Raw genomic sequence first — 19,313 nt, forward strand, 5'->3', positions numbered from 1 at the left:
GATTGCATCATTATCAGCCAGAGTGCTGCAAGTTTTAATTGGTTGTAAATGTGCCGCCGGCATCACACCGGCGGCACTTTCACGAGCAGAGCAACCACCGCGAACACCCGCTCAGGGAGCAATGTTCTGATTCAGGTGAAACAAATTGTCGGGATCATACTGGCGCTTCAGCTGCACCAGCCGCGCATAATTATCGCCATAGGCTGCTTTTACCCGCTCACCTTCTTCTTCGGTCATGAAGTTAATGTAAACACCGGCAGAAGCAAACGGCGCCGAGGCCTTGAAAAACTCGCGCTCCAGTAGTTTCTGGCTCCCGGCGTCAGCAGGGGATCAAACGCCTGCTGCCACTGCACATAAGGCTGCTCGCCAATATGCTCGCCGTGGGCGGTACCAAAGTCTCGCAGCGGCGCTATCAGCGGCTCGGCCTCGGCCAGCGGCCCGGCGTAAAAGATGGCCAGTACCACCACTTCCTGCCCGTGTATCGGCTCGGGAAAAAACTGCAACGGCGGCGCCTTGCGCATCACCACCCACACATTGAGCCGTTCGGGTGCACCGTTCATGTAATCACGGTATTGCTGCAACACCTGGGTTGCCTGCGCCATGGGAAACACCAGCAGCCCGGCGGTGATCTCCGGCCCCACCGCATGCAGCCGGTATTCAAAACGGGTAATGATGCCGAAATTACCGCCCGCCCCGCGCTCCGCCCAAAACAGATCACTGTTTTCCTGCTCGCTGGCCCGAAGCGACTTCCCTCGGCGGTCACCAGCTCGACCGCCAGCAAATTATCTACCGTCATGCCGTGTTGCCGGGTCAGCCAGCCGAAGCCGCCGCCCAGGGTCAAACCGGCCACGCCGGTGGTGGAGTTGATGCCGAGCGGCGTGGCCAGCCCATGCTGCTGGGTGGCCAGATCCACATCGCTCAGCCGGGCACCCGGCTCCACCAGAGCTATGTTATTGACCGCATCAACCTGCACCCCGGTCATGGTCGACATGTCGATCATGATGCCGCCCTCGCACACCGCATTGCCGGCAATATTGTGGCCGGCACCGCGCACCGAGATATCCAGCTTGTGCCGGCGCGCAAAATCGAGGGCCGGTGGCACATCCTCCGCCTCGGCGCAGCGCACTATCACTTTGGGGTGACGGTCAATGGTGGCGTTCCACACCTTGCGAACCTCGTGATAATCGGCATCTTCGGGCAGCACAATTCGGCCCTTCACCGCCTTTTTCAGGCCGGCAACGGCATCCTTGGATATAAGTGTCATGATGGTGTCCTTGAAATAACAGACTCAACAGAATAGCCGGCTTCAAGCGAGTAACCGCTAACCCGGCGCCGCTTACCAAGCAAGCGCCGGCCAGATTTGACTCGCTGATAAGTTTAGCTGCCCGCGTCCCGCTTTCAGCCGCGTTGACGGAAGGTCGACGCCCTGCTAAGCCTAAAATACTGCATGGATAGAACATTAATCGTCCTGATTAATGCCCGCTGTACCATGTTAAGGAGCCAAACCATGAACAACCTGGTTTCTCTTCCCCGTGTTGCGCTGGGCCTGATGTTCGCCGCAACCTGCGGTGCCACACTGGCCGCCACCCCGGAAGAAAAAATAGCCAGCGCCATGAGCGCCGCCCCACCCTCGGTCAGTGCCACCGCCACCATAATGGACTGGCCGGCCGAAGAAGGTGCCGACATGACGGAGTTGCGCAAAGGCGACAACGGCTGGACCTGCCTTCCGGATATGCCGGCCACCTCCGGCAACGACCCCATGTGCCTGGATGCGACTTGGATGGCGTGGGCACACGCCTGGATGAACAAGCTGCCACTCACCAACACATCCATGGGCTTCGGTTACATGCTGCAGGGCGGTACTCCCGAAAGTAATACCGACCCTTACGCCACCGAGCCAACAGACAGCAACGAGTGGATTAGCGAGACGCTACCGCACCTGATGATACTGGTGCCCGATAACGCCATGCTGGAAGACCTGCCCACCGACCACACCAACGGTGGCCCCTGGGTAATGTGGAAAGACACGCCCTATGTGCACATCATGGCGCCTATGCCGGCCTATCAGCCCTAGGCTCGGCGTCCGGTAATACCAGCCCCGCCGCTCACATTCGCGGGGCTTTTTACATCACTCTTTTCAGCCGGTGTTTCACCCCTACTTCAATAAACCATGAGGCCGCCATGATCATCACCTTGTCCATTCGTCTCGTTTCAGGCATGTATGCACAAACAGACTGGGGCTGTGAACTGGAGATAGAAGAAAGCAGCTCGCTGCACGATTTACACGACGCCATTCAGGCCGCCGTTGGTTTTGATAACGACCACATGTATTCGTTTTTTATCTCCAGCGAAGAGTCCGGAGCCGAGCGCCTGCATTTTGACGGTGAAGAATACTCGCTGGATGACAGCATCGGGTCATTATTGCCCCTGCCCGAAGGCAAGAAACTGTTCTACTGGTTTGATTTTGGCGACGACTGGATTTTTCAGGTTTCCCCATCGCCTCAGCAACCGGGCGAAGCACGCCCGAATCGACACTATCCCTTTGTGGTTGCCGAAAGCGGCAGCAAGCCGGAACAATACAAGGGTTACGATCCGGCGGCAGAACCCGAGTGGTAGCCGCATAGTGGCAGCCAGATAACGCCGAACATATAAAAACCGGCAGCCGCCAACGCGACTGCCGGGTCAATAAAGTGTGGTGATGGTGTGGGCTTACAGGGTTTTAGGCAGCACGCTGTCGATGGCCTGCAGGGCACAACCTTCATCGATGGCTGCACCACCGGCACCGGCGACGCCAATGGCGCCAATCACCTGGTCACCCACTTTCAGCGGTACGCCGCCGCCCAGCAGCAACAGCTCGTCCAGCGTATTCAGATTCTCTGACTCGGGGTTGTTACGGGCAATTTCAGACAGCTTGCGCGAGGTGGTTTTGGTGGACAGCGAGGTAAAGGCCTTGCGCTGGGCCGCCAGGGTATTGTGCGGGCCGACATTGTCGTCACGCTGCAGGGCAACCAGATTACCGCCACGGTCGACTACCGCGGCGACCGCAGTGCGACCGTCGGCATGACAGGCCGCCATGGTGGCGTCCAGCAGCTGGTTGGCCAGGTCCAGTGACACATCGGCTCTGTGTTCAATGCCGCCTTCTGTGGTCAAAACAGGCGCAGCAAAGGCAGGAGCGGCACACAGGGTCAGGGCCAGCAGTGAACGGCGAGCAGTTTTTATCATCATCATCATTATCTCCATGAATGTTTGGCATTAGCAGGCATATCAGGATGAGCGCCAATGCGAGCAATACTGCCAGCCCAACTCCGTCAAACTCATTGCCACTTGATTACCATGTTGTAATGACCGCCCTGCTTCACTGTCAGCGCAGGCATCAACAGCGCTGCCATACGCTGTGAATACCTCTATGTACGTTCTCCGTTTCATCTGACCGTCATGGATGGTGGGAATGCCGGAACGGTAGGAGCACTTTTCGAGCCTGAAGCGAAAGGTCGGCAAAGCGGGCCCTTTGCCCTTCCCCATGTAGCGGCAGCGCCTGATAGTGTCGACAGCGGTTCTGCATTTTTTCTTGATACTTGTCACTGATAACTGCCTCTTACCCACTTCCATTATGCGTCCCATCTTGCCTATAATGATAAAGCCTCATATGGGCTCCACTGAGTAGTATTGATCGCAGTATGGAAAATAAAGATATCTAACGGCTGTAAATTAGGGAATTTAACGCAAGGAGATAAAAGAATGCAGAAGAAAATAGCACTTCCGTTAATCGCTGCGCTCGCGTTAGCTGGCTGTAACTCTTTGACACCAACCACGGAGACAAAGAAAAGTTACGTTATCTACAACATTGAAACCAACAATGATGTAACGCCAAGCCAGATGGCTAATGCTATCAAAACTGCTCTTCAAGAAAATACATCTTCTGTGAAAATAGTGGAAGATCTTCCTCCTCACCCTTTGCCAGAACAAGCTCCAAGATTCCAATTAGTTAGTCCATTTGGAAAAAATTCTGGCCTTGCTGCCTTAGCAGGAAATATGAAAATACCAACCTGCAATGGAGCTCTAGTTTATGCTCAAGCAGCTGATAACTACATGTCTAACCATGGTGAAAATACCCAGTTTTATACTTGTTTATGGCAATACAAAGATGGTTATCATGTAGATATTTACACCCAGTTTGATATTAAAAGTGGTGGGATTGAAAACTTAGGCAAAGAGTTAGTGCGTGGTGTTATGGGTGATTCAAGCCAGTTCATTCCACGTACAATAAACAACATCAAGACCAATTTAGATGCTCTTAATGTTACTACCAAGCTAGTTACTGCCTATCCAGATAGCTTAGCCCAAGAGCTTACACTAGTTCAGTAGCCTATCAACAATGAATACAACCCTCCTTTGTGCCCTGTTTCAAGTAGCAGACTTTCGAAGTTAATGCTGGAGAGAGAAAATGAAACTTAATAAAATTGGTTTTTTAGTCCTTACCATTGGGTTATCGACCATTTCCGGGTGTTCCACCTACCGCACCAGCTCTAATATACCGTCACAAACGGCATCGGCAATAGATAAAACCTCTCAGGTCATTATCTCGGAAGGTGATATTAAAGACCGAAACTATGAAGAAATTGGTCCGATTGAAGTTTCTGTCAAAAAGTTGACCGTCTTTCATAAAGACCCAACGAAAGAGCAGGCTAATGAAGCTCTCATTGAAAAAGCCAGAATGGTCGGTGCCAATGCTGTCGTTAACGTCAGTTACAAAAGCGGAGTTGGTCTTACCACTTGGGGCTACATGGATGCAAAAGGTACGGGAGTGAAGATTGTTGAGTAAACATCACATTAAACAACGCTTTAACGTGATTCGTACCACATGGTCTTTTTAGCTGAACTTGATGATGGCGCGATACCAGAACCTCGGTATCGCGTCACTATTTTTAACCTGAATTAACCCGCCTTAAGTAATATCTCATAACTGATGTGGATACTGGGGCCAGCTTTTCTTTCTCGTCACCCTCGCTAAGGAACGTCATCCTCGCGAAGGCGGGGACGGGGGTCCAGTGTCTTTGCAGGAGAAGCGCAGGCTGACAAATCTGCGCCACAGGCCCTGGATTCCCGCCTTCGCGGGAATGACAACAGAGGGTGCGCGGGAATAACAACAGAACCATGTCTGTTATGCAGCATTACTTAGGCATTTGGTCTGTAGCTACAAACTCTTGACCTGGATCAATACACGGCTTGACATGCGATGTCATGTTGCTAGTGTAATAAATCAAACCAATAGCGCGAGGCCAATATAATATGTCTTTAGAAAAACATAGCTTATTAAAAGAATTTCCCGATCATCATCACACTATTCGTCACCTGAAAATGAATGATCGTCACTTCGCCAAGTTATTTGATGATTATCATGAAATCGACAATGAAGTATTTAAAATCGAGGCGGCAGACCGGCCTACCGGTGACAGTCACCTTGAAGAGTTAAAGTTAAAACGTGTCAATCTGAAAGACACCTTGTTCAATCTGGTAAAAAAAGAAGAATCGGCTCAATAATCCATTATGCTTAACATCACAAAAAGGCGCTACTGCATATGCAGTAGCGCCTTTTTTAATTCGGCACACTTTTCTCAGTAATCAAAGCCGGGCTGGGCTTTAACGCCGGCATCAAAGGCATGTTTGATCGGTTGTACTTCACTCACGGTGTCGGCCAGCTCGATGATGGCGCGGTGACAACCGCGACCGGTAATGATCACGTGCTGGTGCGGCGGGCGGTTTTTCAGCGCGGTCAGCACTCGGTCCAGATCCAGATAGTGATAGGCCACCATGTAGGTGAGTTCGTCCAGCAGCACCAGATCGATGCCGGGATCGGCCAGCATTTTTTCGGCCGGCAGCCAGGTTTGTTCGCAGGCGACCATGTCCTGTTCCCGGTTCTGGGTTTCCCAGGTAAAGCCGGTGTTCATGACCTCAAAGGGCACGCCCACTTTTTGCAGCAGATTGCGCTCGCCGCATTCCCAGCCACCCTTGATAAACTGCACCACGGCCGCGCTTTTGCCGTGGCCCACGGCCCGCGCCACTGTGCCAAAACCGGCGGTGCTCTTGCCCTTGCCGTTACCGGTAATCACCATCAGTACGCCACGCTCTTCGCTTGCCGCCGCTACTCTGGCGTCGACCACCTCTTTTACCTTTTGCTGCCGCTGCTGGTGCCGTTCGGCCTTTACCTGATCACGGTTATTGTCGTTTGCTTCGCTCATGGGGTTCCTTATTGCATGCAGTCTTGTAGTAATTCCAGATTGAGATGCTGTTCCAGGGTGTCGGCCAGCCGGTTGAGGTTGGCTTCCCGAATGGCGTTTTTATCCTGCGCCTGTTGGCTGTTCTCAAGGCCGGCCCAGGCCAGCAATTGATTGCAGGCGTCGGGGTGGTCAAACAGGCCGTGCAGATAGGTGCCCAGCACCTGGCCGTCGTCAGACAGCAGACCGTCGGCAACGCCGGTCTCGCCCGGCTCGCCATCGGGCCCGGCGGCAAACAACCGAAAAGGCTGTAACCCCGGTTGCAGCACCCGGCTTTGGCCGCAGTGAATTTCATAGCCTTGCACCGGGCAGCTTGGGCCGTGCTCACCATCAAGCTGTAGGGTACCCGCCACATTACGCAGCTGTTTGCTCCGCCGCAACTCGGTGTCTATCGGCAGCAGGCCCAGGCCTTTACTCTCGCCCACCTCGCCTTCGATTCCCAACGGATCGCTGATGCGCCGGCCCAGCATCTGGTAGCCGCCGCAAATGCCCAGCAGCTTGCCGCCGTAGCGTAAATGGCGATTCAGTGCCTTGCCCCAGCCCTGCGCTTGCAGCGAGGCCAGATCGTCGCGTACCGACTTGCTGCCGGGCAGAATAATCAGGTCGGCCGCCGGGCACTCGGCCGGATCGGCGCTTACGTGCATCAGGGTCAGCTCTACCCGCGGATGCAGCCGCAGCGGATCGATGTCGGTATGATTGCTGATGCGTGGTGTTACCAGCACCAGCACCTTGAGCGGGCGTTCTTCTGCGCTGGTGGTGGCGGTGCGGCACATGGCGTCTTCGGCATCCAGCTGCAGGTTGTCGAGGTAGGGCACCACGCCCAGCACCGGCTTGCCGGTCATCTGTTCCAGCATGGTCAGGCCGTTTTGCAGCAGGCTGATGTCACCGCGAAAACGGTTGATCACAAAGCCCTTGATGCGCGCCTGCTCCGACTCGCTCAGCAGCATCAGGGTGCCCACCAGCTGGGCGAACACGCCGCCCTTGTCGATGTCGGCCACCAGGATCACCGGGCAGTCTGCCGCCTCGGCAAAGCCCATGTTGGCGATGTCGTTGTCACGCAGGTTGATCTCGGCCGGGCTGCCCGCTCCTTCTATCAGCACCAACTGGTGACGTTGGCGAAGCCGGTCAAACGAGTCCAGCACCGCCTCCAGCATGCGGTGCTTGTAGTGTTTGGCCTGGGGGCCGAAAAAGTCTTTCGCCTCCATCACCGACAGCGCCCTGCCCTGCACTATCACCTGGGCCTGGGTGTTGCTCTGGGGTTTCAGCAGCACCGGGTTGAAGTCGGTTTCGGCCGGCAAAAAACAGGCCGCCGCCTGCAGCGCCTGGGCCCGGCCGATTTCACCACCGTCGATGGTGACCGCGCTGTTCAGCGCCATGTTCTGCGGTTTGAAGGGCGCCACCCTGGCGCCGCGCCGGGCAAACAGCCGGCACAAACCAGCCACCAGTGTGGTTTTGCCGGCATCGGATGCGGTGCCCTGCACCATCAGGCGCAGGGCTCGGCCATCTGGTCGGGGCGGAAATGATGAGGTCATGGGCCTGTCCTTGCCAGGTACCGGGTAATAAGTACCGGGTAATGAATACTGGGTGCTAACGAGTCTGGTGCGGCACCATATCACAGCGGCCAAAGGATGTAAGCGGCTAGCCGCACCGTTGCAGGGCGGCGCCCAGGGTACGAAAGTAGCGCTCAAAGGCGGCGTTGATCCGCCTGCGCTGTTCGCCCTGCGGATACAAGCCCATCTGTGCTTCTTTTGAGTGGCGAGTACCTTTTACCAGAAACGGGTTTTGAATGGCGCTGTCTTGCACAAAGGCTTCAAAGGCGCGAGCACACAGCTCTTCCGGCTGGCTGAAGTAAACCGTGCCCAGGCGTTGGTCGGTGGCTGCCGACACCGTAAACAGGGGGCTGGGTCCAGCACCGTCGGCATCCAGCAAAATGGTATGAAAACAGTCGAACAGCAGCTCGTTGAGCGGGTGACTCTGGGTGGCCGCTTCATTCAGCCAGGCGCGGGAGGCAAAGGCACCAGGAGCGGTGCCCCGCATCGCCTTGTCGGCCATGTAGTGATCGAAGGCATGAAACCATTCGTGGGCAATGCTGCCGGGGCCGGCGTTTTTGGCCAGCGAAAAGCAGCGGGTGGCCGGATTATAATGGGCCGACACCCCGGGACGACCACCAATGCCGTATTGCAGCGAGAGGCTGCCACGCAGAGAGATCAGCATTTCGGGGCCATCCAGTATGCCCATCAGATCATACAGGGCCTGAAAAAACCGCGGCGCCGCCCGCTCTCGCTCGGCACGGGTAACCCAGCGACCGATTTCGATGCTGCGAAAGTCGAAGTGCCGCCGGATCCGGGTAAAGTCCATTGTAGGCTCGGAGCCCTGCCCGAACGCACCATTCGGCTCCTGCGCCGTTTCTTGTGTCATGTCACCCTCCCCTGACGTGATGCGGCCCCCAGCTTAACCGAGAGCGCTAAAAGAGTTAAACCGCCGGCGAGGATCGGCTCGTGCCGCTCCGTCCCTCGGCCAACTCGCGTTTACCATAACGCACTGCCGGTACGCTAAAGTGCAGCAAGATCCCCTTATTTTCATCTAATGACTCGAATGTATCCCTTACGTCGGCAAAAGAGACCCACCTGAAACAAGACTGTCATAAAACTGCCGCATTGTAATAAAACCGTCACAAAGGCTCGGCATAGTGGCGCCAACTTTGAGATGAGGATGCATGATGAGCCTTCAATCCACCGCCCTTCCCGGCTCCGCAAATGAAAGTCACGTTCAGACCGGCTGGCTGTCCTGGCTGCTGGTATCATTCCTGATTTATGTGCTGCTGGCCGCAGTGGGCGCCATCGGTTCCGGCTTCAAGGCCGCCGCCGGCAGCGACGCCAAAGCGCTGTTTGCCTTTGCCTCCAACCCGGGTATCGCGCTTATCGTCGGCGTGGTGGCCACCGCCCTTATCCAGAGCTCCAGCACCGTCACCTCCATTATCGTCGGCATGGTGGCCGGCGGCCTGCCGATTAGCATCGCCATTCCCATGATCATGGGCGCCAATATCGGTACCTCGCTCACCAGCACCCTGGTCAGCCTGGGCCATATTCGCAATGGTGAGGAGTTCAAACGGGCCTTCTCTGCCGCCACCGTGCATGACTGCTTCAACATTCTGGCCGTGGCCATACTGCTGCCGCTGGAGCTGCTGTTCCGCCCGCTGGCCAACGCGTCCGAATTTCTGGCCGGCCTGCTGGTCAGCGACGCCAGCGTCAGCATGAGCGGCATGAACTTCATGAAGGTGCTGCTGTCTCCGGCCTCCGATCTGCTAAAGGCCAGCGTGGCCTGGTTGCCCGGTATCTGGTCCGGCGTGGCGCTGATCCTGATTGGCATCGGCCTGATCCTGATGGTGGTTACCCAGATTGGCAAGGTACTGCGTACTCTGATGATGGGTCGCGCCATGAACATACTGCATACCGCCGTGGGTCGCGGCCCGGTGTCCGGCATGGCCTCCGGCACCCTGGTTACCGTGCTGGTGCAGTCGTCTTCCACCACCACCTCGCTGATTGTACCGCTGGCCGGTACCGGCGTGTTCAGCCTGAAGCAGGTCTACCCCTTCATTCTGGGCAGCAACATCGGCACCACCATCACCGCCCTGCTGGCGGCCACCGCCATCAGCGGCGCCGCAGCCACGGTCGCGCTGCAAATAGCCCTGGTGCACCTGTTGTTCAATCTGCTGGCCATTGCCGTGATTTATGTACTGCCGTTCTTGCGTCAGGTACCGGTGATCATGGCCGAGGCCATGGCGACCCAGGCTCAACGCAACAAGGGCTATGTGGCCGCCTATATCGTTGGCGTGTTTTTTGTACTGCCGCTGATGATAGTCGGCATCAGTCAGTGGCTATGAGGCCAGGCTCTTCGCGGGGATAGTGCTGCGCCAGCACGGCGCTGATTCCGCCGGGCATGTTTGCATGCCCGGCGTTGCGATGGATAACACCGCATTACCGATTAGCGAACGGCGTTGCTCAGCTGAAAACGGTGTGTCAGCTGGTTAAGCTCCCGAATCTCGTTACGGATCTCCCCAATCGCGGCCACCACCCGGTTGGCATCTTCTCGCGTGTTGCCCGCCACATCGGAGATATTGACGATGCGCTGATCAATGTCGATGGCGACGCCACTTTGCTGATTGGTGGCGGTAGAAATCATGATATTCATCGACGAAATCGTCTCTACCGAGGCAATAATGTGCTCTATCGCCTCGGCGGCAGCCACCGCCAGCTCACAACTCTTTTGCGCCAAATCATTATTCTGGGTCATGGACCCCACCGCCTCTTCGGCCTTGAGCTGCAATTGCTGAATGATTTTCTGTATCTGCTGGGTCGACTGCTGAGTGCGTTGCGCCAGGGTGCGTACCTCATCGGCCACGACCGCAAACCCCCGCCCCTGATCACCGGCCCGGGCCGCTTCAATGGCGGCATTCAATGCCAGCAGATTGGTTTGCTCGGCAATGTCATCAATCACCGAGGTGACACTGCCAACAGAGAGGGTTTCCTCTTTCAGCGCCGTGATCAATTGTGCGGTTTGTTTCAGGTTTTCCAGCATCTGCAAGGCGTGAGACTCGGTCTGGCCGACAACAATGCCGCCTTTTCTGGCCTGCTCGCCGGTATCAGTGGCCGCTTTCTCCGCCTCGGAAGTGTTGCTGGACACCTCTTTCACGGCGGCGGCCATTTCGGTCATCGCCGTAGCGACCAGCCCGATATCGTCATACTGACGAATCACCCCCTGTTCGGCATCCTCGGTGGCTTTTACCACGTTATCAATATGGTTTTCGGTATTTTTGGCCACCCGTTGTACGGTTTGCAGCACGTCACTGATGTGATCCAGCATGCTGTTGTAGGAAGAGAACATGCGTCCGACTTCATTATCGGTATGAATAACCTCAAAACGATGAGAAAAGTCTCCCTTGCCCACTTCCGCCATACGGTTTTGCAAACGCAGAATATTGTCCATCAGCATCCGCAAGCCAAAGACCCGGCCCAACACCACCAATACCAGGATCAGTAAAATACAGCCTAACGCGATTAACAACTGGGTACGGATGGTGTGATTGGCCTTTTCCGTCATCATCACCACGGCCTTGTTCATTTCACCGAGGATCACCGGCGACTGCTGCTGAATGGCGAGCAGGGTAGCATCGCTGTTTTGTTCTACATGACGAAGGATCAGCGCCTTGTATTGCTGCCATAACGCTTCTACCCGCTGCATTTGCGAAATAATCGCCGGATCATCCAGCGCATTCATGCCCGCCGCCGCATCGCCTTGCACGATGCGCAGGTGCGACTGTTCAAACAGGTTGATGGTTTTTTTCAGTACTTCCTGCTGCTCAACCTTTGCGGCCACCAGCATGGCTTCTTTGGCCATGCGTTGACTCAACATCCGTTGCCGACCCGCCGCATTAATGGTCTCGGGGTTGATGGCCATGCTCATATACAGTGAGACCGCCGCTGCCACCGCCAACAGAAAGATCAACGCGTAGGACAACATAAACTGGCGATTGATGGTTTTACACCCCACCGCACGCAAGATATTGTCCATCGTTTTCGCCATACTACCCTTCATTCTGTACTCCTTTATCAGGTAATAGCGCACTGCCTATTACTGCCATCACAAGATTGTTACCCGACACCACCATGGTGATTGCATTCTGTATCGGCAGGCATCGCAAAAATCCAAGCGGTTATATGCGATCTTGATACCGTTTTTTGACCTGAGTCAGACAAACAGCAGGGGGCGACCCAGGTATAGTGCGCACCTGCTCACGCTTTGCCCGACTCACCCAGCGGCAGGGCCGTGGTGTACTTGATCTGCTCCATGGCAAAGCTGGAAGTAATGTCCGACAGCCCTTCGGTACCGGTGATCAGCTTTTTGTAGAAACGATCGAAGGCGCCGATGTCGGCCACCACCACCCGCAGCATGTAGTCCCACTCGCCGGACATGCGGTAAAACTCCACCACCTCTTCAAAGGCGGTCACGGTGTCGGCAAATTGCGCCAGCCACTGACTGTCGTGGCGCTGGGTTTTGATCTGCACAAACACCGACAGCCCCAGCCCCAGCTTGTCGGCATCCAGCAGGGCCACCCGACCGCGAATAAACCCTGCCTGTTCCAGCTTTTTTACCCGCTTCCAGCACGGCGTTACCGACAGGTTGACCGCCTCCGCCAGATCTTTCAGCGGCAAAGAGGCATTGTGCTGCAACAGGGCCAGTATCTGTCGGTCGAAAATATCCATCGATAAAACCTAATAAAGAGAAAATTTTTCTAAAAAATAACACCATAGCAGGAAAGATAGAAAAATTTTTGCCCTGAGTGGGGATATAATTTTGTCATCACAGAGCCGCCCGGTTCTTCCCCTATATTCTCATTACGGACGCCATTGCCATGAACCACTGGACCCGCACCGCCCTCAAGACCCTGTCCAGCGATCAGCTGCGCACCTCCGACACCCATCTGTACCGGCTCGACATTCCCGGTCTCGACGGCATCGACATCTACCTGAAAGACGAAAGCACCCATCCCACCGGCAGCCTCAAGCATCGGCTGGCCCGCTCGCTGTTTTTGCACGCCATCTGCAGCGGCAAGATCAACGAAGGCACCCCGGTAGTGGAAGCCTCGTCGGGCAGCACCGCAGTGTCGGAGGCTTATTTCGCCAAGCTGCTGGGCCTGCCCTTTACCGCCGTGATGCCGCGCCATACCACCTGCAAGAAGGTCGAGCAGGTGGTGCGCCTCGGCGGCCAGTGCCATTTTGTGGATCACGCCGCCGAAGTCTATTCCGAAGCCGAGCGACTGGCGCGGGAAAGCGGTGGCCATTACATGGATCAGTTCACCTTTGCCGAGCGAGCCACCGACTGGCGCGGCAACAACAACATTGCCGAGAGCATCTTTCGCCAGCTGGCCGAAGAGCCCCATCCGGTGCCTAAGGCCATCGTGATGAGCGCTGGCACCGGCGGCACTTCCGCCACCCTGGGCCGCTATGTGCGTTATCTGGGGCTGGACACCCGGCTGGTGGTGGTGGATCCGGAAAATTCGGTGTTCTACGACAGCTACCAAAGCGGCGATGCCAGCCTGGTCAGCCAGGCCGGTGGCCGCATCGAAGGCATTGGTCGGCCGCGGGTGGAGGCGTCTTTTCTGCCCGAGGTGATCGACGAGATGATCAAGGTGCCGGACGCCGCCAGCATCGCCACCATTCACTGGCTGGAGCATATTCTGGGCCGCAAGGCCGGCGGCTCGACCGGTACCAACCTGTGGGGCGTGCTGCAACTGGCCAAACGCATGCAGGAAAAGGGCGAGCGCGGCTCTCTGGTCACCCTGATGTGCGACGGCGGCGAGCGCTACCTGGATACCTACTACAACCCGGAGTGGGTCGCCCGGCACATCGGCGATCTCACCCCCTTCAGCGAACAATTGGCGGCCTTTGGGTAAACAAAGCTGGAAGCCATAAGCTTTAAGCTATAAGAAAAAAAGCCGGAGTCCATTTTGCAGGTGGCCATACAGCCTGTCATGGACTCTGGCCTTCGCCAGAGTGACTAATGTAGGCACGGCGCTATACGCCCCTCCGAGTCATTCCGGGCTTGACCCGGAATCCATTCAAAAAACAACGCGGTTTCCACAAGCACAACACAGCACCAACCATCAACACCCCTTACAGCTGACAGCTTACGGCTTACGGCTTGTTTTCCCCGCGCCCAGCACCAGCATGCAGGGGGTGAGCAGCAGGGTCAGCAGGGTAGCGAAGGCCAGGCCGCCGGCGATGGCGCTCGACAGCTGGGTCCACCATTGAGTGGACGGGGCACCGATACCGAGGCTCGGCGCCAGCAGGTCGACGTTAACCCCCAGCACCATCGGCATCAGCCCCAGCACCGTGGTAATGGCGGTCAGCAACACAGGGCGCAAACGCAGGCAACCGGTTTCCAGCGCCGCTTCGGTCGGGCTCATGCCGTCCTTGCGCAACTGGTTGAAGGTGTCGATCAGCACGATATTGTTGTTCACCACGATGCCCGCCAGGGCAATCACCCCCATGCCCACCATCACGATACCGAATGACTGCCCGTTCAGCAGCAAACCTATCAAGACCCCGGCGGTAGAAAACACGATGGCCGACAGCACCAGGGCGGTTTGATACAGGTTGTTGAACTGGGTGACCAGAATCAAGGTCATCATCAGAATGGCCACGCCAAAGGCGCTGGTCAGAAACTGCCCCGCTTCACGCTGATCCGCGTCTTCTCCGGCGACCGTGAGGCTGATGCCGGACGGCAGCCTCGGTGCATTGTCGGCCAGTGCGGCCAGCCGTTCATCCAGCCGAAAGCCCTCGGCAATGTCGGCCTGCAGGGTCAGGGTACGCCGGCCGTCTACTCGGTGCAGGGTGCCGATTTTGGGCGCCGGGGTCAGGGTCACAAACTGGCTGAGCGGCACCTGGCCGCGCGGGGTATTGATCGTCAGCCGGGATAGCTGGTCGAGCGAGCGCCACTGCTGCGGCAGTCGCACCCGAATGTCGACCTCGTCGTTGGCATCTTCGGGCCGGTAGCTCGCCAGTTTCAGACCATTGGCCACCAGCTGTACCGCATTGCCCACGCTCAGCACGTCGGCCCCCATGCGGGCGGCCGCTTCCCGGTTGACCGTGAGTCGCCACTCGATACCGGGCAGACTGCGGTCGTCTTCTATGTCGATAAAGCCGCCCAGCGTCTGCATGGCGGCACGCACGCCGTCGGCGGCCTGCTCCAGCTCCCGGTTGTCGGTACCCGACAGCCGAATTTCCACCGGCTTGCCGCCGCCCGGGCCCATCTGTTGCTGGCGAAACTCCAGCACTATGCCGGGAATGTCGTCGGTCAGCGCCAGCAGGGTGTCTTTAATGGAGGAAGCCGGGCGACGCAAATACCAGTCGGTAAACTGAAACTGCAACACGCCAATCACATCACTGCCCATCTGGCTGTCGGCCATGGCAAAGCTGCGGGCATAGAGCGCCTTTACCTCACTCAGGCCGCGCAGGCGTTGCTCCACTTCGCGCAGCAGGGCGTCTTTTTCATACACCGACAAGTCACCCCGGGCGCGCACCTGCAGCTGGGCGCTGTCGGGCTCGATGTCGGGAAAAAACTCGACGCCATGATTGAAACGGGCATAGCCCGCATATACCAGTGCGGTCAGCACCAGGGTCGCCACCAGGGTCAGGCCCGGCCGGCGCAGCAAGCGGCTCAGCAAGGCTCGATACCGGGCCAGCCCCGGCACCCGCACCGGTTCGCGGGCGCGTGCGCCGTGCCGGCTGACCCCGCCCATGGTCGGTAAAAATATCAGCGCCATGGCCAGGGAAGCCAGCAGGCAGATGATGACGGTGGCGGGCAGGTATTTCATGAACTCCCCCACCACCCCGGGCCAGAACAGCAGCGGAAAAAACACCGCCAGGGTGGTGGCGGTCGAGGCAATCACCGGCCAGCTCATGCGGTGGGCGGCATTAATCCAGGCCTCTTTGGGCGACTGCCCCTGGTGCAGATGGCGGTCGGCCAGCTCGCACACCACAATGGCGCCATCCACCAGCATGCCGGCCACCAGGATCAGCGAAAACAGCACTATGATGTTCATGGTAAAGCCGATGGACCAGATGATCAGAATACCGGCGAGAAAGGCACCGGGAATGGTCAGCCCCACCATCACCGCCGAGCGGGCGCCCATGGTGGCGAGGATCAGAATCAACACCAGCACCACAGCGGTAAGCACGTTGTTGAGCAGATCCGACAGCAGGGTTTCCACCTGGGTCGACTGATCCATGATGTAGTCCACTTCCAGCCCCGGCGGCAGCAAGGGCGCCGCCTCCGCCAGCAACTGCTTGACCTGCTCTATGGTGTTGATGATGTTGGCGCCGGCACGCTTGCTGACCTCCAACACCACGCCGGGCTGACCGTTGATGCGGGCAAACCCCGCCGGATCCTTGAAGGTGCGCCGCAGGGTGGCCACATCGCCAAAGGTCACCACCTGGTCGCCACTTACCTTGATGGGCAGGCCCAGCACGTCGTCCAGATCTTCAATCACGCCGGGCACCTTGATCGCCAGCCGACCGGCGCCGGTATCCAGGCTACCCGCCGCCACCAGCCGGTTGTTGCGCGACACCAGATTGAACAGCGCCGTGTAGTCGATGCCAAAGCTGTCCAGCACCTGGGGGTCGACCAGTATTTCCAGCAGATCTTCCCGATCGCCGCCAATGTCCACTTCCAGCACCTCGGGAATGCCTTCCATTTCTTCTTTCAGCCGCCGGGCGGTCATCACCAGCTCGGCTTCCGACAAGGGCCCCGACAAGGCCACCGACAACACCGGAAACAGGGCAACGTTGATTTCGTGCACCACCGGTTCGTCGGCTTCCTGCGGCAGCTTGCTGCGGGCCGAGTCGACCTTTTCACGCACTTCCTGCAGCGCCAGTTTGGGATCGAAGCCCGCATCGAATTCCAGCATCACCGACGCATGGCCCTCGCTGGCGGTAGAGGTCATTTTCTTCACCCCTTCCAGGGAGCGCAGCTCCTGCTCCATCGGCCGCACCAGCAGCCGCTCGCCATCTTCCGGGCTGATGCCCTCCAGCGCCATCGACACATACATCATGGGAATGGTGACGTCGGGATTGGCTTCCTTGGGAATGGCCTGATAGGCAGCTACCCCACCGAGCAGCAAAAACACAAAGGCCATCAGGGTGGCGCGGCTGCGAAAGACAGCGGCGGCAATCAGCGCCCTCATGACTGGGGCTCGTAAATGCGCACCGGGGCGCCATCGGTCATGAAACCGGCCCCGCGCGTGATGATGCGTGCCGGTTGCGGTAAACCACTGACCCAGGCCTGATCGGTGCTGATGCTGAGCAGCGTCACCGGCACCAGCTTCGCCCGGTCTTGCTCATCCACCAGATAAACGCCGGTGCGGCCATTGTCATCCAGCGCCAGCAACGCCGGCGACAGCCGAAAGGCTTGCCGGGTCGGCAGAGTGATATTCAAACCGGCACTGGCCCCGGCCACTCGCCAGCCGTGCGGGTTATTGAGCCGGGCTTCCAGGGCGAAGCTTCGGGTAGCGGTGTCGGCCGCCTGGGCCACAAAGCTGAGCCGGCCGCTCAGCTCGCGTCCGTCCAGCATTACCGCCGTCACCGGCAGCCCCGGCGTCAACCCGGCCACCTGCTGTTGCGGCACGGCGGCATGCAGCTTGAGGGTCGATACGTCCACCAGCGTCAGCAGCGCATCTCCCGCCTGCACAAAGTCTCCCTGCTCGACCGGCCGGGCATCCACGCTGCCGGCAAAGGGCGCGGCAATACGGGTACGGCTGACCGCCAATCGCGCCTCGGCCAACTCCGCTTCGGCGGCGGCGGTGGCGGATTTGAGCGACAGATAGCCGGTTTCGGAGATTAGCTGGTTGCGGCGCAATCGCGCGGCGCCGGTGACTTCGGCCTGGCGCAAGGTCAGCTCGGCGTCGGCCCGGGTCAGCTCCACGCGGCGGCCGTCGTCACTCAGGGTAAGCAGCAACTCGCCCTCGGCGGCGGTCTCGCCCAGCTCGGGCACCTCGACCACGGTGCCGCTCACCTGGGCCTGCAATACCTGCGAACGTTGGGGCAGCAGCTGCCCCTGCAGCATCAGTGTGGGTTGGTAGGGTTCGGCATCAAGGCGCGTCACTTCCACCGCTGGCAGACCGGGGGCGGCAGTGCCTTCCATCTCGGGCTCGTTCACCCGCGCCTGATACACCTCGCCGCGCCACAGCCAGAACAGCGCCACCACCACCACAAACAGGATCCACCCCAGCCCCTTGTGCCGGGCCAGCCATTGCGTGAATGCGCCTACTGCCATTGTTGATTGTCCGTATCAATTAGAGTGGATACTCAGCATAACAAGTCGGGCTGGCGCGATACAGCGGGGAAAGACGGTATTGGGGATGAGAGGCTAGGTTTGAGATATATGTAGTGCAGATTCGACTGGCACCGAACAGCAGAAAAAGAAAATGCCGGTGCTTACACCGGCATAGAACCTCTTTATGCGCTTTGTTGACGCAATTGACGGCCGTGGAAGACATAACCGATCAGATTCATCAATACCTGTGCCGCCAACACACTGGTGGTGCCGGTATGATCATAATCGGGGGCGACTTCGCACAAGTCGATACCCACTACCTCACCACCGAACGCCACTCCCTGCAGGATTTCCATCACTTCATAATACGTGAAGCCACCATGACTCGGGGTTCCGGTACCGGGGGCAATCGAGGGGTCAAAACCGTCGATATCGATGGTGATGTAATAATTAACCCCCTTGGGGATCAGCGCCAGTACCCCTTCCACGCCCAGCCGGCGTACATCGCGCACGGACAGTATGGTAGAGCCGGCATCTTCTGCCGCCTTGTGATCCGCCCGGTTGGACGAGGAGACATTACGGATGCCAAGCTGGGTCATGCCGGTAACGAACTCCTGCTCGGAGGCGCGACGCAGCGGGTTGCCGTGACCGAAGCGAACACCGTGACGCTCATCGACGAAGTCGAGATGGGCATCAATCTGAATGATATGAATGGGTCCACGGCCCTCGAAGGCGCGAATACAAGGGGCATTGACCGAGTGGTCGCCACCGACGACCACCGGCAAGGCACCGGATTCCAGTATCTTGCGCACACCGTATTCGATATTGGCATGGGATTTTTCGGTGTTGGTATGCACCATGTCCGCATCGCCGATATCCACAATATCGACGCCATCCAGGTACATCAGATCCTCTTCATAGGAATACGCACCACCGTGGCCGAAAGAAAACAGTGTGGATGCTTCACGGACTGCACGAGGCCCCATGCGAGCCCCTGAACGCCACTGGGTACCGCAGTCGAAGGGCGCGCCCATAAAGGCAACGTCCGCCTTGATGTTATCCCAGTCTTCGCAGGTTCTCTTCTTCCCGAAGGTGCAAAAACCAACAAACGGCAGGTTCAAACGACCTTTTTCGTAAGCATTTTCACTCATAGTGTATCTACCCCTGTTTGACCAACGGCCTGACCGACCGGTGCTTTGTCTGCTA

19 protein-coding genes are annotated in these 19,313 nt (G+C 57.8%); 7 read left to right on the plus strand and 12 right to left on the minus strand.

The genetic code is table 11. The annotated features are described in order from the left end of the window. Positions 1–111: 111 nt before the first annotated feature. Genes ABD827_RS17135 through ABD827_RS17145 form a run of 3 tightly spaced genes read right to left on the minus strand, consistent with a single transcriptional unit; the run spans position 112 to position 1,264 of the window. Positions 112–237 (minus strand): BBE domain-containing protein, encoded by a 126-nt coding sequence (locus ABD827_RS17135; protein ID WP_344965904.1) that lies wholly within the window; start codon positions 235–237, stop codon positions 112–114. Next, positions 234–602, minus strand: coding sequence for a hypothetical protein (locus ABD827_RS17140; protein WP_344965905.1), 369 nt, complete (start codon positions 600–602; stop codon positions 234–236). Before ABD827_RS17140 ends, ABD827_RS17135 begins: the two co-directional genes overlap by 4 nt. Continuing rightward, on the minus strand, positions 557–1,264 hold the full coding sequence (locus tag ABD827_RS17145; RefSeq protein WP_344965906.1) for an FAD-binding oxidoreductase: 708 nt from the start codon (positions 1,262–1,264) through the stop codon (positions 557–559). The genes ABD827_RS17140 and ABD827_RS17145 overlap by 46 nt, the downstream gene beginning before the upstream one ends. Positions 1,265–1,507: 243 nt before the next feature. Here ABD827_RS17145 and ABD827_RS17150 point away from each other — a divergent pair, with 243 nt between their 5' ends. Continuing rightward, positions 1,508–2,074, plus strand: coding sequence for a hypothetical protein (locus ABD827_RS17150; RefSeq protein WP_344965907.1), 567 nt, complete (start codon positions 1,508–1,510; stop codon positions 2,072–2,074). A 107-nt stretch (positions 2,075–2,181) separates the two neighbouring features. After that, complete coding sequence (locus tag ABD827_RS17155; RefSeq protein ID WP_344965908.1) at positions 2,182–2,616, plus strand: IS1096 element passenger TnpR family protein; 435 nt, start codon at positions 2,182–2,184, stop codon at positions 2,614–2,616. A 93-nt stretch (positions 2,617–2,709) separates the two neighbouring features. Here ABD827_RS17155 and ABD827_RS17160 read toward each other — a convergent pair whose 3' ends face one another. Continuing rightward, positions 2,710–3,228 (minus strand): GlcG/HbpS family heme-binding protein, encoded by a 519-nt coding sequence (locus ABD827_RS17160; protein WP_344965909.1) that lies wholly within the window; start codon positions 3,226–3,228, stop codon positions 2,710–2,712. Between the two features lie 510 nt (positions 3,229–3,738). On the opposite strand from ABD827_RS17160, the gene ABD827_RS17165 reads away from it, so the two are divergent. From ABD827_RS17165 to ABD827_RS17175, 3 genes are all read left to right on the plus strand, one after another. Continuing rightward, on the plus strand, positions 3,739–4,365 hold the full coding sequence (locus ABD827_RS17165; RefSeq protein WP_344965911.1) for a hypothetical protein: 627 nt from the start codon (positions 3,739–3,741) through the stop codon (positions 4,363–4,365). 79 nt (positions 4,366–4,444) lie between these two features. Beyond that, positions 4,445–4,822: a heavy metal-binding domain-containing protein gene (locus ABD827_RS17170; RefSeq protein WP_344965912.1), complete on the plus strand. Its 378-nt coding sequence runs from the start codon at positions 4,445–4,447 to the stop codon at positions 4,820–4,822. Between the two features lie 467 nt (positions 4,823–5,289). After that, positions 5,290–5,541, plus strand: coding sequence for an HP1242/YdcH family protein (locus tag ABD827_RS17175; RefSeq protein WP_298716263.1), 252 nt, complete (start codon positions 5,290–5,292; stop codon positions 5,539–5,541). A gap of 74 nt (positions 5,542–5,615) precedes the next feature. Here ABD827_RS17175 and cobO read toward each other — a convergent pair whose 3' ends face one another. The 3 genes from cobO to ABD827_RS17190 all read right to left on the minus strand — a co-directional run bounded on the left by cobO (position 5,616) and on the right by ABD827_RS17190 (position 8,693). Further along, positions 5,616–6,239, minus strand: a complete 624-nt coding sequence (cobO, locus tag ABD827_RS17180; RefSeq protein ID WP_344965913.1) for a cob(I)yrinic acid a,c-diamide adenosyltransferase — start codon at positions 6,237–6,239, stop codon at positions 5,616–5,618. Positions 6,240–6,247: 8 nt separating this feature from the next. Further along, positions 6,248–7,807, minus strand: coding sequence for a cobyric acid synthase (locus tag ABD827_RS17185; protein ID WP_344965916.1), 1,560 nt, complete (start codon positions 7,805–7,807; stop codon positions 6,248–6,250). Between the two features lie 106 nt (positions 7,808–7,913). Then, complete coding sequence (locus tag ABD827_RS17190) at positions 7,914–8,693, minus strand: CLCA_X family protein (protein ID WP_344965917.1); 780 nt, start codon at positions 8,691–8,693, stop codon at positions 7,914–7,916. A gap of 301 nt (positions 8,694–8,994) precedes the next feature. Between ABD827_RS17190 and ABD827_RS17195 the strand changes: the two genes are divergently transcribed. Continuing rightward, positions 8,995–10,158, plus strand: coding sequence for a Na/Pi symporter (locus tag ABD827_RS17195; protein ID WP_344966010.1), 1,164 nt, complete (start codon positions 8,995–8,997; stop codon positions 10,156–10,158). Positions 10,159–10,259: 101 nt separating this feature from the next. Here the strand turns inward: ABD827_RS17195 and ABD827_RS17200 are convergent, their stop codons facing one another. Together ABD827_RS17200 and ABD827_RS17205 are read right to left on the minus strand one after the other, a co-directional pair. Further along, positions 10,260–11,870, minus strand: coding sequence for a methyl-accepting chemotaxis protein (locus ABD827_RS17200; protein WP_344965918.1), 1,611 nt, complete (start codon positions 11,868–11,870; stop codon positions 10,260–10,262). A gap of 197 nt (positions 11,871–12,067) precedes the next feature. Further along, the gene (locus ABD827_RS17205) at positions 12,068–12,538 is read right to left on the minus strand and encodes an Lrp/AsnC family transcriptional regulator (RefSeq protein ID WP_344965919.1); all 471 of its coding nucleotides are present in this window, start codon (positions 12,536–12,538) and stop codon (positions 12,068–12,070) included. A gap of 149 nt (positions 12,539–12,687) precedes the next feature. Between ABD827_RS17205 and ABD827_RS17210 the strand changes: the two genes are divergently transcribed. After that, positions 12,688–13,728 carry a PLP-dependent cysteine synthase family protein gene (locus tag ABD827_RS17210; protein WP_344965920.1) on the plus strand — a complete coding sequence of 347 codons (1,041 nt, stop codon included), beginning with the start codon at positions 12,688–12,690 and terminating at the stop codon, positions 13,726–13,728. 234 nt (positions 13,729–13,962) lie between these two features. On the opposite strand, the gene ABD827_RS17215 is transcribed toward ABD827_RS17210, so the two are convergent. The 3 genes from ABD827_RS17215 to ABD827_RS17225 all read right to left on the minus strand — a co-directional run bounded on the left by ABD827_RS17215 (position 13,963) and on the right by ABD827_RS17225 (position 19,258). Next, positions 13,963–17,019 (minus strand): efflux RND transporter permease subunit, encoded by a 3,057-nt coding sequence (locus tag ABD827_RS17215; protein ID WP_344965921.1) that lies wholly within the window; start codon positions 17,017–17,019, stop codon positions 13,963–13,965. After that, the gene (locus tag ABD827_RS17220) at positions 17,016–18,107 is read right to left on the minus strand and encodes an efflux RND transporter periplasmic adaptor subunit (protein WP_344965922.1); all 1,092 of its coding nucleotides are present in this window, start codon (positions 18,105–18,107) and stop codon (positions 17,016–17,018) included. Before ABD827_RS17220 ends, ABD827_RS17215 begins: the two co-directional genes overlap by 4 nt. 182 nt (positions 18,108–18,289) lie before the next feature. Then, positions 18,290–19,258, minus strand: coding sequence for an agmatinase (locus ABD827_RS17225; RefSeq protein ID WP_344965923.1), 969 nt, complete (start codon positions 19,256–19,258; stop codon positions 18,290–18,292). Between the last annotated feature and the right edge of the window lie 55 nt (positions 19,259–19,313).

Origin of the sequence: Oceanisphaera sediminis (genome assembly GCF_039539745.1) — a bacterium.
GTDB lineage: Bacteria > Pseudomonadota > Gammaproteobacteria > Enterobacterales > Aeromonadaceae > Oceanimonas > Oceanimonas sediminis.

Bases quoted from the DNA above. Each gene is read 5' to 3' on its own strand.
- ABD827_RS17135 (WP_344965904.1), bottom strand. From the start codon at position 237: ATGACCGAAGAAGAAGGTGAGCGGGTAAAAGCAGCCTATGGCGATAAT.
- ABD827_RS17140 (WP_344965905.1), bottom strand. From the start codon at position 602: ATGGCGCAGGCAACCCAGGTGTTGCAGCAATACCGTGATTACATGAAC.
- ABD827_RS17145 (WP_344965906.1), bottom strand. From the start codon at position 1,264: ATGACACTTATATCCAAGGATGCCGTTGCCGGCCTGAAAAAGGCGGTG.
- ABD827_RS17150 (WP_344965907.1), top strand. From the start codon at position 1,508: ATGAACAACCTGGTTTCTCTTCCCCGTGTTGCGCTGGGCCTGATGTTC.
- ABD827_RS17155 (WP_344965908.1), top strand. From the start codon at position 2,182: ATGATCATCACCTTGTCCATTCGTCTCGTTTCAGGCATGTATGCACAA.
- ABD827_RS17160 (WP_344965909.1), bottom strand. From the start codon at position 3,228: ATGATGATGATAAAAACTGCTCGCCGTTCACTGCTGGCCCTGACCCTG.
- ABD827_RS17165 (WP_344965911.1), top strand. From the start codon at position 3,739: ATGCAGAAGAAAATAGCACTTCCGTTAATCGCTGCGCTCGCGTTAGCT.
- ABD827_RS17170 (WP_344965912.1), top strand. From the start codon at position 4,445: ATGAAACTTAATAAAATTGGTTTTTTAGTCCTTACCATTGGGTTATCG.
- ABD827_RS17175 (WP_298716263.1), top strand. From the start codon at position 5,290: ATGTCTTTAGAAAAACATAGCTTATTAAAAGAATTTCCCGATCATCAT.
- cobO (WP_344965913.1), bottom strand. From the start codon at position 6,239: ATGAGCGAAGCAAACGACAATAACCGTGATCAGGTAAAGGCCGAACGG.
- ABD827_RS17185 (WP_344965916.1), bottom strand. From the start codon at position 7,807: ATGACCTCATCATTTCCGCCCCGACCAGATGGCCGAGCCCTGCGCCTG.
- ABD827_RS17190 (WP_344965917.1), bottom strand. From the start codon at position 8,693: ATGACACAAGAAACGGCGCAGGAGCCGAATGGTGCGTTCGGGCAGGGC.
- ABD827_RS17195 (WP_344966010.1), top strand. From the start codon at position 8,995: ATGAGCCTTCAATCCACCGCCCTTCCCGGCTCCGCAAATGAAAGTCAC.
- ABD827_RS17200 (WP_344965918.1), bottom strand. From the start codon at position 11,870: ATGAAGGGTAGTATGGCGAAAACGATGGACAATATCTTGCGTGCGGTG.
- ABD827_RS17205 (WP_344965919.1), bottom strand. From the start codon at position 12,538: ATGGATATTTTCGACCGACAGATACTGGCCCTGTTGCAGCACAATGCC.
- ABD827_RS17210 (WP_344965920.1), top strand. From the start codon at position 12,688: ATGAACCACTGGACCCGCACCGCCCTCAAGACCCTGTCCAGCGATCAG.
- ABD827_RS17215 (WP_344965921.1), bottom strand. From the start codon at position 17,019: ATGAGGGCGCTGATTGCCGCCGCTGTCTTTCGCAGCCGCGCCACCCTG.
- ABD827_RS17220 (WP_344965922.1), bottom strand. From the start codon at position 18,107: ATGGCAGTAGGCGCATTCACGCAATGGCTGGCCCGGCACAAGGGGCTG.
- ABD827_RS17225 (WP_344965923.1), bottom strand. From the start codon at position 19,258: ATGAGTGAAAATGCTTACGAAAAAGGTCGTTTGAACCTGCCGTTTGTT.